Genomic DNA, 14,324 nt, shown 5'->3' with positions numbered 1-14,324 from the left:
TCGATTCGCTCTTTCGGAGCGAGCGCGTTCTACGGTAAGCGCACCTCCATGCCGCATCGCTGCGCTCGCGAATTCGGCGCGTGCCCCGCTTTTGTGCGCGATGCCTGGCGGGCACATGTATCGACGACGCTCGCCAGCGACTACGAAGCGTTCAGCAAACGGCCGGCATCGCCGCGTCGCTTTCGCATTCGGCCAGCAACGAGAGCAGCTTGTCCAGCGCGAACGGTTTCCTCAAGAAGCCTTTGACGGGGAAGGCGGGCGCTTCGCCGCTGCCGCTCGTCAGGATGACGGGTACGGAAGCCAGTTCACTGCGTGCCTGCATCGATTCGATCAGTTCGGCGCCGTCCATGTTGGGCATGCGCCAGTCGCACACCACCGCGCTGACGCGCGTGCGTTGCAGTCGTTCAAAAGCTTCGGCGCCGTCCGCCGCCGTGGCGACCGTGTAACCACGGCCGACCAGCACGGCGCGCAGCGCGGACAATGCCTCGGGTTGGTCGTCGACCAGTAATACGCGACTCATAATGCTCATGCCTGAAATGTTCGGTTGGACTGGGCCTTGAGGGTTTTGTGGCGCCAGCCGTGACAGGGACCTCGGCTGAATTGCCGTGTCTTCTTGCCTGTCGAGCCGGTGGATAAAGCAAGCGCCGTGCCCGGTCGCGTGCGACGGCGCAGCACATGGTGTGTGGACAAGCGGAGGATGAGCCGATCAGAGTCTGTTCTGACGTAGCGCGGAGGGATGACGAGAGTCGCACTGCAGGGCACTAATGGGGAGCACGCGCCGATCCGGGCATGGTCGCCGGAGCGCAAGCGGTAAGCGGTTCAACGCTTACCTGCATCGCTGCGCCTAAAAACGGAGTTGCAGACGAGACCGGCAGCTTTGCCGAAACGGGCTAGCGTTTCCCTCGCGCCCGGTTAAGATTGGCCTTTGTCTCGAGAGCGCCCACGGCGCTTCAACTCTGGCCGTCATCATGCATTTTGATTTCGTAGACTTGCGCTTGCTCCTCAATATCGCCGATACGGAGAATCTGGCGCGCGCCGCGGAGCGCTCGCATCTGTCGGCGCCGGCGGCAAGCAACCGGGTCAAGAATCTCGAGGAACAACTGGGTTTCAAACTGCTCTACCGCACCAGCCAGGGCGTGACGCTGACGCCTGCTGGCGAAGCTTTCGTGCATCACGCGCGGCTCGTGCTGGAACGGGTCGAGCATCTGGCCGGCGATATGCAGGAGTACGGCGAAGGCATCAAGGGACACGTGCGGATCTGGGCCAATACCACCGCGATCAGCGAGTTCATGCCGGCCGTGCTGAGCCATTTTTTGCGCGATCACCCTGACGTCAACATCGATCTGCGCGAAGTGTTGAGCGGCGAAATCGTCAAAGGCGTGGCGGATAGCGCGACGGATATCGGCATCGTCGCGGGAAACGTGCATGCGGAGCATCTTGAAATGCTGCCGTATCGCGACGACCGGCTCGTGCTGGTCACGTCGCGCGATCATCCGTTGGCACGTCTGGCGTCGGTGGACTTCGCGCAAGTGCTGACGGCGAACTTCGTGAGCCTGCCGACGTCGAGCGCGATCCACGCATTCATCACCAGTGCCGCCGATGCGCTCGGCGCGCGTTTGAAATTGCGTATCCAGGTGGGCAATTTCGAAGCCGCTTGCCGGATGATCGAAGCGGGCGTGGGCATTGGCATCGTGCCGGAATCGGTCGCGCTGCGGCACAAGAAGACGATGCAGATCGCCACGGTCGGACTGAACGACCCATGGGCTGAGCGCAAGCTCAAGATCTGCGTGCGCAGCCTCAGCGACTTGCCGCCGTTCGCGCGCGTGTTGGTCGACCGGTTGATGGCGGGCGTTTAAGGCCAATTGTTGCCGGCGGTTGGTCGCGCGCAATCATCCGTAATGCTCATGCGGCCGGCCAGGTGCCCTTTCCTGGCGGCGCTACGTATTTCCAATAAGAAACTCATGTGTCAGATCTGGCGTGCAGGCGCGGGTTGATGCCGACGCCCGCGAACACGCAAAACATTCGATTCAACGCACCGACCCGTATAGACGCAGCAAGCCTTCGCGAGCTTTCCTCCAGCCACCTCCGGGCAAATGCCCTTGCCGCCACAAAAGCCCGCGTGTATAGTTTCCGAACTTACTCTTGTTTCGCATCGGAAATTAAAGGGATTCTCATGGACGCTTCCACCATCCTCGCCGACCTCGGCATCGCCCACGCGGCGCAAGCCGGCGACATCGCGGTTCATTCGCCCATTACCGGCGACCTCATCGGCCGCGTGGCCAGCAACACGGTGGCGGAAGTCGACACGGCCCTCGCCCGGGCGAAAGAGGCGTACACCGCCTGGCGCAACGTGCCGGCGCCGCGGCGCGGCGAACTGGTGCGGCTGCTCGGCAACCGTCTGCGCGAGAAGAAGCAGGCGCTCGGCAGCATCATCACGCTCGAGACCGGCAAGATTCTTCAGGAAGGCTTGGGCGAAGTGCAGGAAATGATCGACATCTGCGATTTCGCGGTCGGTCTGTCGCGTCAGCTGTACGGCCTGACGATCGCCTCGGAGCGTCCGGGACATCGCATGGCGGAGACGTGGCATCCCATGGGCACCTGCGTCGTGATCTCGGCATTCAATTTTCCGGCCGCGGTGTGGTCGTGGAATGCGGCGCTCGCGCTGGTCTGCGGCAACGCGGTGATCTGGAAGCCGTCGGAAAAGACGCCGCTCACCGCGCTCGCCGTCAATCAGATTCTCACCGAGGCATTGCAAGAGTTCGGCGATGCGCCGGCCGGCCTCACTGCCTTGATCAACGGCGGCCGCGATGTAGGCGCGAAGCTGGTGGCCGATCCGCGCGCGTCGATCGTCAGCGCGACGGGCAGCACGGAAATGGGCCGTACGGTCGGCGTTGAAGTGGCGAAGCGTTTTGGCCGCTCGCTGCTCGAACTCGGCGGCAACAACGCGGGCATCGTCACGCAAACAGCGGATCACGAACTCGCCATGCGCGGCATTCTGTTTTCGGCGGTGGGCACGGCGGGTCAGCGTTGCACGTCGCTGCGCCGCTTGTTCGTGCACGAGAGCGTGTACGACAAAACCATTGAGCGTCTGAAGCAGTTGTACAGCAAGGTGCCAATCGGCAATCCGCTCGAAAAGGGCACGTTGATGGGGCCGCTGATCGACAAGCAGTCGTATGGCCGCATGCAGGAAGCGCTGCAACAGGCCACGGCCGAAGGCGGCAAGGTGTTCGGCGGCGAACGTGTCGACGTGAAGGGCTATGAAAACGGCTACTACGTGCGTCCGGCGATCGTCGAAATGCCGTCGCAAACGTCGGTGGTGCTGAAGGAAACCTTTGCTCCGATTCTCTACGTGTTGCGCTACACCGATTTCGCCGACGCGGTCGAAGCGAACAACGCAGCGGTGCACGGCCTGTCGTCGTGCGTGTTCACCACGGATCTGCGCGAAGCGGAACGTTTCCTGTCCGACTCGGGCAGCGACTGCGGCATCGCGAACGTCAACATCGGACCGAGCGGCGCGGAAATCGGCGGCGCGTTCGGCGGCGAGAAGGAAACCGGCGGCGGCCGCGAGTCGGGTTCGGATGCGTGGAAGGCCTACATGCGCCGCGCTACCAACACGGTCAATTACTCGTCCGCGTTGCCGCTCGCGCAGGGTATCGACTTCAATATCGGCTGATACGGCTCGCTTCAATCCGTGAGAAGCAGCGGCGCACTGACACGCCGCTGCGGCCGTGAATAAACCCTCTTCAGCAATCCGTTTGCGCCGCCGGCGTTTGCGAGCGGCCACGCTACTCGTGGAGTGAGACGTGAGTTCCAAAGTCGTGATCGTTGGCGGTGGGGTGATCGGCAGCTCGATTGCGTATTTCTTGCGGCTGTCCGATCCGACGGTCAGCGTCACGGTGATCGAACGCGATCCGACTTATGCGCGTTCTTCGTCGGCGTTATCCGCGGCGTCGATCCGCCAGCAATTCTCCACACCGCTTTCCATACAGATGTCGTTGTTCGGCATCGAGTTTTTGCGCTCGATCGGCGAACGGCTGGAGGTCGACGGCGCCAAACCGTCGATCGATCTGCACGAAGGCGGCTATCTGTTTCTCGCGACGCCCGCCGGCGAGACGACGCTGCGCGAGAACCACGCGCTGCAAACGAGCCTCGGCGCGGATATCAGCCTGCTCGACCCGCACGCGTTGCAGTCGCGCTTTCCCTGGCTCAATACGGAAGACCTCGTGGCCGGCGCGTACGGTGAAAGCGGCGAGGGCTGGTTCGACGGCTATGGACTCGTGCAGGCGCTGCGCAAGAAGGCGCAGTCGCTCGGCGCACGCTACATCGCCGCCGACGTCACCGCCATCCATCGCGACGGCAAACGCGTTACGCAAGTCCAGACCGCGAACGGCGAGACTTACGCCTGCGACGTGGTGGTCAATGCTGCCGGCGCATGGTCGCGCAAAGTCGCGCAGATGGTCGGCATCGACATTCCGGTCTACGCGCGGCGCCGCAGTATTTTCAACGTTACCTCGCCGGGGCAGCTGGAACGGTGCCCGCTGCTGATCGATCCGAGTGGCGTGTATTTCCGTCCTGAAGGCAAATCGTTTATCTGCGGTACGTCGCCGTCTGCGGATAACGACCCCGACGATCTGCCGCTCGACGAAGTCGATCACGCTCTATTCGACGACGTGATCTGGCCGACGCTCGCGCATCGCGTGCCGCAATTCGAAGCGCTGCGCGTGCAGAATTGCTGGTCCGGCTACTACGAATACAACGTGCTCGATCAGAACGCGATCATCGGCTATCACCCGGATGTCGATAACTGCATTTTCGCCAACGGTTTTAGCGGCCACGGTTTGCAGCAAGGGCCGGCAACGGGACGCGGCATCAGCGAACTGATTCTGCACGGCCGCTATACGACGCTCGATCTGGGCTCGCTGAGCTTCACGCGGGTGCTGGAGAATCGGCCCATCGTGGAGAAGAACGTCGTGTAGCGGCGTGCATCGGGATGATGCGGAAAACGCAATACGTAGTGCGTAGATATCGTTTGCCGCCCACCTCGGCGATGGTCACAATCAGCGACGATCTTTCCTCCTGAGAAGCGGCCTGTCACCATGTTCACGTTCAATCCCGCATTCGAAGCGCCGACCGGTTCGCCGATCCGCGAGCTCTTCAAGTATCTGGCGCAGCCCGGCATGATCTCGTTCGCCGGCGGCTATCCGGCGAGCGATCTGTTCGATCGTGAAGGGCTCGACGCCGCTGCATCGCGCGCGTCGCAACACGCTACCCTCTGCCTGCAATACGGCCCCACCGACGGCCTCCCTGTCCTCAAAGAACAACTCGCGCACCTGATGGCGCGCCGCGGCGTGTCTTGCACGCCGCAAGACATGCTGGCGACGACCGGCTCGCAGCAAGGCTTCGATTTGCTGCTGCGCGTGATGGTCGCGCCCGGCGACGTGGTGCTGGTCGAGCAGCCCGCTTATCCCGCGACCTTGCAGGCGCTCACGCTGCAAGAGGCCGACGTGGTGACGATTCCGGTCGATCAGGACGGCCTCGATATCGACGCGCTCGCCGCGCTGCTCGACTCGGGCACGCTGCGCCGCGCGCCGAAGTTGTTGTACACGGTGCCCACGTTTGCAAATCCGACGGGCGCGACCTTGTCGTTCGAACGCCGCACGGCGTTGCTGAAATTGGCAGCGCGTCACCGCTTTCTGATCGTCGAAGACGATCCCTACGGCGATCTGCGCTTCACTGGCGCCGCGTTGCCTTCGCTGCTTGCGCTGAGCGAACAGGTGCCGGGATCGCGCGACTGGGTCGTGCATTTCTCCAGTCTCTCGAAGATCGTCGCGCCGGGCTTGCGAGTGGGCTGGATGCTCGCGCACGCGGAGATTCTGCGACGCTGCGTGGTCGCCAAGCAGACGGTCGATCTATGCAGCTCGCCGTGGACCCAGGCGATCGCCGCGGAGTATCTCGCGAGCGGCGCGCTGGAGCGGCATTTGCCGCGCATCGTCGACGCCTACGCCGTGAAATGCCGCACGCTATGCGACGCGCTCGAAGCGCAACTGGCGGAACAGATCGCGTTTCATCGTCCTGCCGGCGGCATGTTCGTATGGGCGCGATTGAAGGCCGGTCAGAATGCGTCCGATTATCTGCGCGCTTGTATCGAGCGCAATGTGATGTTTGTGCCGGGCGTCGCTTTCTATAAAGACAATATCGATTCGTCGGCACTGCGCTTGTCATTTGCCGCGCCTGGCATAGCGGATATCGAAACGGGCGTGCAGAGAATGAAGCAGGCGCTCGAACATTTTTGACCGCGGCTTAGGCCGTGCTCGCATCAAAGTAGTAATCGCGATGCCTGAAATAACCCGGCGAGCACATTGCGTGCGGCCGGGTTTTTTTTACGCGTACGCTAAATTAAGCGGATTTAGGATAAAGGCGGCAGACAAGTATTGCCATCCAGGTTGACGGAAACCATTCGCAAACCGGCGCGGCCATCTGTCGCATGTCTCTGCATATGGTCTTCTCGCCGGCTTGCGCCGGTTTAACGCATCGAATCGCCATGTCCAATGGATACGTTTCCAAATCCCTTAATCAGGCATGTTTCTGATTTTGTCAAACTCATGAAGCAAGTCAGACTGTTAAATAGGAAGTGTCTCACTGGTCTTTAGATAAAAATATCGGTTATCATCGCTGCCTCCGGAGATTGATCCCGCTGGCTTAATCCACTGGGCATTCGCGTTAATACCGTCGCATCGAACCAGAAGAAATCAGATGAAGATGTCGCGCAAAAAGATTGCAATCCTGGTAGTCGGTCTTCTGGTCGTGGCCGGCGTGGTCATTCAGGCGGTGTGGCGTCCTTTTGGTCATCGCAAAGTCGCCGAAAACAGCGAAGTCGTCCTGGATATTCACCACCCGGACGCGGTGATCGATAGCGAAGCGCTCTCGCGTTTGCCGCGCGACATACTGCGCGTGCCGCTGCTGCACGACGTGCTGACGCAAGACTTTGTCGACTACTACGAATCGAGCAATACGCGCCTGTCCGCCGAGGGCGCGCTGCGGCGTCTCGCGTTCGAACATCAACTCGACTGGCGCGACGAACTGATCCGGCGCGTCTTCGACGAACCCGCGCACGTGCTGCTGTGGCGCTCGCCCGACGGCCGCCTCGGCTACTGGGCGATGTCGATGCATCGCAACGGCTTCGCCAAGCTGCTGCAGGGCGTGGGCAATGTCGCCACGAGCGACGCGCAATTGAGTCAGGTGGCCAAGCTCTCCGGCGACGTGCCCGTCTATGCATTGAAGCTGGCGGTCGGCCGCACGCTGCTGTTTGCCAGCAAAGACGACCGTCTGGTGGTGTTGTCCGCGCCCGGCGTATTGCTCGACGCCAAGGGTGCGCTGTTGAGCGAGCGGGCCGATGCCATCTCGGAGATGCTGTCCTCGGGCCGCGACGACGCCGCGCGTGCCTATCGGCTCGACGCAGCCGGCGACGCGCCGAAGGGCCACCGGCTGGTGGTGTCGGCCAATTACCTGTCGTTCGGTTACCAGGCGTTCTTCTCCGGTATCGACGCACTGCGCTTCGACTTCTCACCGAACGGCAGCGGCAGCGCGGCGGCGAACTGGCAGACCTCGGCGCTGATCGACCCGGGCAAGTTGCCGCAGCAGTGGAACGGCACCGACCTGTGGCGCGCGTTGCCGGCCAATGCCGCCGCCTGCACGAGCTTGCCGGCGGACTGGAAAGAAGCCTCGGGGCTGTTGGGCAAAGTGGCGGGCGGCGGCGCGGACAACGCTGCGGCGATCGGCGATCAGCTCACCGGCCCTGCGGCGGTGTGCTGGTATGCGAAGTCCACGCTGGTCGCGCCGGTGTTCGTCGCGCGCGTGAAGACGCAGGACGCGGCCGGCATCGCCGCATTGAAGAGCGCGCTCGGCAAGACTTTCGGCGATGTGATCGGCGCTTATGAAGCGAAGGCCGCCAAAGCCGACGGCGCCGACGCGGGCTATCGCCGCTTGCCGGTCACCACGCGAGACCAGGGCGCGGACGTCACGGTGTGGCAGCGTCCGGTGAGCGCGCGTTCGGGCACCGCGGTGACCAGCAAGGCGTCGTTCGCGTCGCAGTTGTCGGCGGAGCGTTATTTCCCGGTCACGCTCGCGCTCGCGCACGGTTATCTGATTTTCTCACCGGACGGCCGTCTCGTCGACGACACGCTCGCGGTGCTCGATAAGCGGTACCCGGCGCTCGCCGACACGCTCGCGCCGCAACGTCTCCCGCGCACGATTTTGACGCTCACGCCGTCGTCGGCAGCCGCGCTGATCGAACGCGAGGCCGGCGCGGCGTTGCCGGCGGATCAGGAGGCGGTGTTCCGCAACGCGTCGCGCACGCATCTCCTGCCGAAGCTGCACGCGCTCGCTCATTACCCGCCGGTCTCGCTCACGCTGCCGCAGAACCTGCCGGGTTCGACGGGCTGGGTGCCGGTGGAGTGGTGGTTCGATCGTGCGAAGGCGGACGCGGGTTCGAATACGAGCGCTGCGGATACGCCCGCGGATCAGCCCGGCACCGAGGGCGACTGAGTGCGCCGCCTTCGTGTATTTGACGCGGCAATCGCGGCGCGCGCGCTTGAGCGCGTGACGGGGCGCGAGGACGCTGCGCAGCCCGCGCATGCCGCGCAGTCGACGCACGCCATGCAGCCGACGCATGCTGCGCGGTCAGCGCACGCTACGCAACCTACGCATGCTGCGCGGTCAACGCACGCCACGCAGCCTACGCATGCTGCCCAGTCGACGCACGCTACGCAGCCAACGCATGCTGCGCAGTCAACGCACGCCACGCAACCGTCGCATGCCGAGCTCCCCACGACCCGCGCTTTCCCCACAACGCGCCGAGCATGGCTCGCAAGCACCGCTGCCGCGTTCGCCATCGCGACACTCGCCCCCTGCGCGCACGCGCTCACCAGCACCACCGCATCCCCCGACCCCGACGCACTCTCCCCGCAACAATCCGCGGCATTTCGCGCGTGGTTCGTGCGCATCGTCGACCAGCAGATGCGGCGCGGACCGACGCCGCGCTGGACCCAGCGCGATTGCGCGGGCCTCGTGCGCTTCGCGGTCAACGAGACGCTCAGGCCGCACGACACCCGATGGCTGCGCGCCAACGGCATGACCAGTCTCGCGGATACCAGCAGCATGCCGCCCGAGCTGCAACTGTCCGCGTCGCAGCGCGGCATCGCGAACCGCTGGACCCAGCTCGACGGTTCCACCGGCGCATACGCATCGGCGATCGCACTGATTCAACGCAATAGCCGTTTCGTTTCGAAGGACGTGAACCAGGCGCTGCCCGGCGATCTGCTGTTCTTCGACCAGGGCGACGACCAGCATCTGATGATCTGGCTGGATCGCTACATCGCTTATCACACAGGCACCGTCACGCCGACCGATACCGGTCTGCGCGCCGTCGCCGTCTCCGACCTGATGCAATGGAAAGACTCCCGCTGGCAGCCGCTCGACGGCAATCCGAATTTCGTCGGCGTGTTTCGTTTGGACTTTCTGACACCATGACCCGAATGATTTCCGTCACACGATCAAGCGGTTGGTTGGGCAAGGCGCGCCGTCGCGCGGCATGCACGTTCGCGGCGCTAGTCGCAGCGTTGACACTGGTCGCCGCACCCGCCGCTTATGCGGACGACGAAGCGTCGAGCGCGGCCGCCGCCGATGCCAACATCGCCGGCAATCCGACGCTGCAGACGGCGCCGTCGAGCAACTTCAGCTCGCAGAAAGTGGACGGTCAGCCGTTCTTCCTGCTTTCGGATGCGAGCTTCGGCAGCGATCAACCGGCACAAGTGCGGCTCGAAGCGCCGGGCCGCGATTTCAAGGATGCATTGCAAGCGTACGGCGGCGCGGACATCGTCGTGTATCGCGTGCCGAAGCCGCTGGACTTTCTCAAGGCGCAAAAGAATCTGCATCGGCTGAATGTCGCGCCGAATTATCAGGGCGAAGGGCTCGCGAATACGCTCGCGTATCTGTGGGACCGCTGGTTTACCGAAGCACGTCGCGCATGGCAGCGGGTGCTGTCGTTCGCAACCCGCAGCAAGGCGACCGAAGCGGCGCCGCAATTCAAGCTCGGCGAACAGACCGGCAAGCAAACGCAGTTCGAGTCGAACTCGCAATTCGCGCCGCTCAAAGGCTACGACATGGTCGCGCGTTTTCGCTATCCGATCTGGGACGCGAAAGTGATCGAGCCGCCGAAGGGCGTGAATCTCGCGGGCAGCAGCAGTAACTTTATCGAAGCCAGTTCGGGCAACGTGATGATTCCGGTCGGCAAACTGCCGCCGGGGCTGTATATCGTCGAGGCGGTGATCGGCAACTATCGCGCGCATACGCTGCTGTTCGTGTCGGACACGGTGGCGGTCGTGAAGGCGGCGTCGAGCGGCATGTTGGTGTGGACCACGCGGCGCGATAACGGCAAGCCCGTGGCGAATACGGAAGTGAACTGGACCGACGGCGTGGGCGTTCTGCAAAGCGGCACGACCGGCGGCGACGGCGCGCTGGTGCTGCAACACGTGAGCCCCGAGCGCAGCTATGTGCTCGGCGCCGATCCGCAGGGCGGCGTGTTCGTCTCCGAGAACTTCTACTACGACAGCGAGATCTACAACACGAAGATCTACGCAGTGACCGATCGGCCGATGTACCGGCCGGGCGATCCGGTGCATGTGAAGTTCATCGGCCGCACGTTCCAGAATGCGACGCAATCGTCGGCGCCGGCCGAGGCCGATATCAAGCTCGACGTGCTCGATCCGAACGGCGCGCCGGTGGCGACCAGCAAAGTGCATTTCGCCTCCGATACCGGCGCGGATACCGCGTTCACGCTGCCCGCCGACGCCACCGCCGGCGGCTACACGCTGCGCTTCGACTACATCGGCGATGTCTACGGCAGCGCGTTTCGCGTCGCCGAATATGTGAAGCCGCACTTCGACGTGAACTTGTCGATGGATAAAGCCGACTACGCAACCGGCGAGGCGCTGAAGGGCAAGATTCAGTTGCGCTATCCGGACGGCAAGCCGGTGCGCGACAGCAAGATTTCGGTCACGCTGCGCGCGCAGAAAGTGACGATCGTCGACGGTGAATTGCGTTATGCGGGACTGTTCCCGGTCAAGCTCGACCAGCAGGAACTGAAGACAGATAGCGACGGCAACGCGACCCTGACGCTGCCGGCCGCGAAGGAGCCGAGCCGCTACGCGTTGACGCTGTTCGCACAGGACGGCGCGGCGTACAAGGTGCGCGTGACGCGCGAAGTGCTGATCGCGCGCGGCGCCACGCCGTATCGTTTGACCACGGCCAAATCGTTCTCGCAACCGAAGCAAGCAGTCAGCTTCGATTTGCAGGCGCTAGGCGCGATCGATCCTTCGTCACATGCGCCGTCGAAATACGAGTGGACGCGTCTCGAATCGCAAACGCATGGCGAAGGCGCGCTAAAGGGCGCGAGCGCGGGCGATAAGTTGTCGTTCCCGGTGCAGTTCGACGAGCCGGGTTCGTACATGATGTCGGTGAAGGACGACTTGGGCAACCTGCTCGCCGCCACCAGCCACTGGGTCGCGGGCGACGGCCTGAAGGCGATTCCGGGCAGCGTCGAGATCGTGTTCGATCGCGACAAGTACAAGATCGGCGACACCGCAGAAGCATTGATCACATTCCCGATGCCGGTCGACGACGCGCTGCTCACGCTCGAACGCGACAGCGTCGAGCGTCGCGCGTTGCTGACGGCGGGCGGCGACTGGCTGCAATTGCAACGCGTGGCGCCTTCCCAATGGAAAGCGCGCATCAAGGTCGGCGCTGACTTCGCGCCGAACATGACGTTCTCTGTGTTGTACGTGCACGCGGGCGAATATGTGTTCCAGAACGCGGGCATCGTGGTCGCGCAACCGCAGATCGAATTGAACGTGAAAAGCGATAAGCCGGTGTACGGACCGGGCGACACGGTCACGCTGAATTTCGACAGCACGTTGAACGGCAAGCCGGAAGCGGCGAACCTGACTGTGAGCGTGGTCGACGAAATGGTCTACGTGTTGCAGCCGGAAATCGCGCCGAATATCGTCGACTTTTTCTATCATCCGCGCCGCAATAACGTGCGGACTTCGTCGAGCCTGTCGTTCATTACCTACGACCTCGCGCGCTCGCCGTTGAAGGGCGCGCCGGGCGGACCGCAACGCGCCAACTACAACGAGCGCGGCGTGAAGGTGCTCGAACGGCCGCGCCGCGACGATCAGGACACGGCAGCGTGGGAAGGCAATCTGAAAACCGACGCGAGCGGCCACGCCACCATGACGTTCAAGATGCCCGATTCGCTGGCGCGCTGGCGCATTACAGTGCGCGCGGCGGCGCCGGATGGCATGGTCGGTCAACGCACTGCTTATGTGCGCTCGGACAAGGCGTTGTATCTGAAGTGGAGCGGGCCGTCGCACTTCCGCGTCAACGATCAGCCGGCCATCGATATGATCGCGTTCAATCAGACCGACGCGGATATGGACGCGCAGTGGGTGGTGGACGGCGGCGGGTTGTCGCTCAATCAGAAGGTCACGCTCAAGCGCGGCGCGAACTATCTGCGGCTGCCGGGCGGCGCGCTGAAGGACGGCGTGATCAACGCGTCGCTGCGCAGCGCGGGTAAGGACGTCGATCGTCTGCAAACCACGATTCATCTCGACGCGAGCGGCTGGCTCGATCTGCATCAGAACACGGTGTCGCTCGACGGCTCGAACAAGCCGCTCAATCTGCCGCTAGACGCACAGGATGTGAGCGTGCGTTTCATCGGCAACGCGCAGAGCCAGTTCATGCGCGTCGCCGACGATCTGATCAACTATCCGTACGGTTGCGCCGAGCAGACTTCGAGCCGGTTGATTCCGCTGGCGCTTGCGCACGACGCGATCGGCCACGGCGACAATGCGAGTTCGACGCAAGGGCTCGAAGCGCTGCTGCGCAATCAGCGGCAGCGTCTGGCTATGCTCGCGGGCGTCGGCGGTACGTTCGGCTGGTGGGGCGATACCACCGGCGGCAGCGCGCTGATTACGGCGTACGCGTATTACGCGGATTGGCTCGCGAGCCGCAGCCTCGGCATCAGCCTGCCCGCCGACAACTGGCAGCACGCCATGGACGTGTATCGCGACGCCGGGGCCAAAGAGCCGCTGTTGCATCGCGCGCTGGCTTTGTGGCTCATGCAGCAAATGGGCCTGCCGGTCGCGACGCCGGTCGCGGGCGTGGCCGCGGATCTGATGAGCGATGCCGCAGCCACCGCCGCTAAAGCGCCCGCGCGCAGCGGCACGTACGGTGCGTCGGACAGCATCGTGTTCGCGCAGGCGGATTCTCCGCGTGGCAAGCAGATGGCGACGCTGCTGATCTCGAGCATGGCGCGCAGCACGAGCGCGCAAATTCCCGACGGATTCGACGCCGCGGCGAGCGCGGCGCGCCTCACGCTGGTGAACGATCCCGCGCCGCTGGTGCAAAGCCTCATCGCGATGACGGGCGACGGCGGAGCGAGCGCCGACGCCCCGGCATTACTGGCAAAAAGCAGCGCCGACTATCCGACGCTCGATCGCGCCTTGACGCTGCTGTGGCTGCGCAAGTCGCTCGGCGCGGATCCGGCTGCTGCGTCGCTGCCGTCGCTCCAGGGCACGGGCTGGACTCGCGCCACGACGTTGACGGGCACGCCGCTCTACAAGTGGACCGGCGCGGCGCAGCCGACCACGCTTGATGCCGGCGCCGCGCGTACCGACGTCAACGCGCTGGTTTCGTTCCGCAGCCACACGAGCGAAGACAGCCGCTTGAACATCACCGTCGAGCGGCGTTTCTACAAGCTCGAACCGGTCGAAGTCGCGGTCGACATGAAGAAGGAAGCCGCTGGTGAGAGCCAGTTGGGCCGCTCGGCCTTCACCGCGCGTCTGATGAAGCAGGGCGACGCGATCGACAGCAATGCGCTCTACGTCGACGAAGTCACGCTTACGCCGCGCTCCGGCAACGCGTACCACTATGGTCTGCTCGACGTGCCGCTGCCGCCGGGCGGCGATGTCGAGGCAACGAGCTGGGGCGTGTCGATCGACGGTCTGCCGGGCGCGAAAGACGGCGCCAGCGGTCCGCAGCCGTTCCAGCGCGTGGCGTCGTACGAGATGGGTGAGCTGGCTTATCACCAGCCGGTGCCCTTGCTCGACCGGCCGGTCACGCTGCGGCAACTGGTGCGCTTCGCATTGCCCGGCACGTTCGCGTTGCCGCCCGCGCGCTACTTCCGCATGTATCAGCCGGACGCGAAGGCGTTCGAAGGCGGCAAGAGCGATCGCGTGACGACGCTGCGCATCCAGTAAGCGAGACGA

The 14,324-nt window shown here is 63.8% G+C and carries 8 protein-coding genes; 7 read left to right on the top strand and 1 reads right to left on the bottom strand.

Features of this window, described 5'->3' with window-relative positions:
* Positions 1 to 151 precede the first annotated feature (151 nt).
* Positions 152 to 520 (bottom strand): response regulator, encoded by a 369-nt coding sequence (locus tag BPHYT_RS32660; protein WP_012428397.1) that lies wholly within the window; start codon positions 518 to 520, stop codon positions 152 to 154.
* A 448-nt stretch (positions 521 to 968) separates the two neighbouring features.
* Between BPHYT_RS32660 and BPHYT_RS32655 the strand changes: the two genes are divergently transcribed.
* The 7 genes from BPHYT_RS32655 to BPHYT_RS32625 all read left to right on the top strand — a co-directional run bounded on the left by BPHYT_RS32655 (position 969) and on the right by BPHYT_RS32625 (position 14,315).
* Positions 969 to 1,856 (top strand): LysR family transcriptional regulator, encoded by an 888-nt coding sequence (locus BPHYT_RS32655; protein ID WP_012428396.1) that lies wholly within the window; start codon positions 969 to 971, stop codon positions 1,854 to 1,856.
* A gap of 317 nt (positions 1,857 to 2,173) precedes the next feature.
* Positions 2,174 to 3,673 carry an L-piperidine-6-carboxylate dehydrogenase gene (gene amaB / locus BPHYT_RS32650; protein ID WP_012428395.1) on the top strand — a complete coding sequence of 500 codons (1,500 nt, stop codon included), beginning with the start codon at positions 2,174 to 2,176 and terminating at the stop codon, positions 3,671 to 3,673.
* A 130-nt stretch (positions 3,674 to 3,803) separates the two neighbouring features.
* Complete coding sequence (locus BPHYT_RS32645; RefSeq protein ID WP_012428394.1) at positions 3,804 to 4,976, top strand: NAD(P)/FAD-dependent oxidoreductase; 1,173 nt, start codon at positions 3,804 to 3,806, stop codon at positions 4,974 to 4,976.
* Between the two features lie 120 nt (positions 4,977 to 5,096).
* Positions 5,097 to 6,293, top strand: a complete 1,197-nt coding sequence (locus tag BPHYT_RS32640; protein ID WP_012428393.1) for an aminotransferase-like domain-containing protein — start codon at positions 5,097 to 5,099, stop codon at positions 6,291 to 6,293.
* A 460-nt stretch (positions 6,294 to 6,753) separates the two neighbouring features.
* Positions 6,754 to 8,544 carry a DUF2138 domain-containing protein gene (locus BPHYT_RS32635; RefSeq protein WP_012428392.1) on the top strand — a complete coding sequence of 597 codons (1,791 nt, stop codon included), beginning with the start codon at positions 6,754 to 6,756 and terminating at the stop codon, positions 8,542 to 8,544.
* Positions 8,545 to 8,655: 111 nt separating this feature from the next.
* The gene (locus BPHYT_RS32630; protein WP_041759861.1) at positions 8,656 to 9,528 is read left to right on the top strand and encodes a DUF1175 domain-containing protein; all 873 of its coding nucleotides are present in this window, start codon (positions 8,656 to 8,658) and stop codon (positions 9,526 to 9,528) included.
* On the top strand, positions 9,525 to 14,315 hold the full coding sequence (locus tag BPHYT_RS32625; RefSeq protein ID WP_012428390.1) for an alpha-2-macroglobulin family protein: 4,791 nt from the start codon (positions 9,525 to 9,527) through the stop codon (positions 14,313 to 14,315). Before BPHYT_RS32630 ends, BPHYT_RS32625 begins: the two co-directional genes overlap by 4 nt.
* The last annotated feature ends 9 nt before the right edge of the window (positions 14,316 to 14,324 follow it).

Source organism: Paraburkholderia phytofirmans PsJN (assembly GCF_000020125.1).
GTDB classification, from domain to species: domain Bacteria; phylum Pseudomonadota; class Gammaproteobacteria; order Burkholderiales; family Burkholderiaceae; genus Paraburkholderia; species Paraburkholderia phytofirmans.
This window is presented reverse-complemented; position numbering and strand designations above follow the sequence as displayed.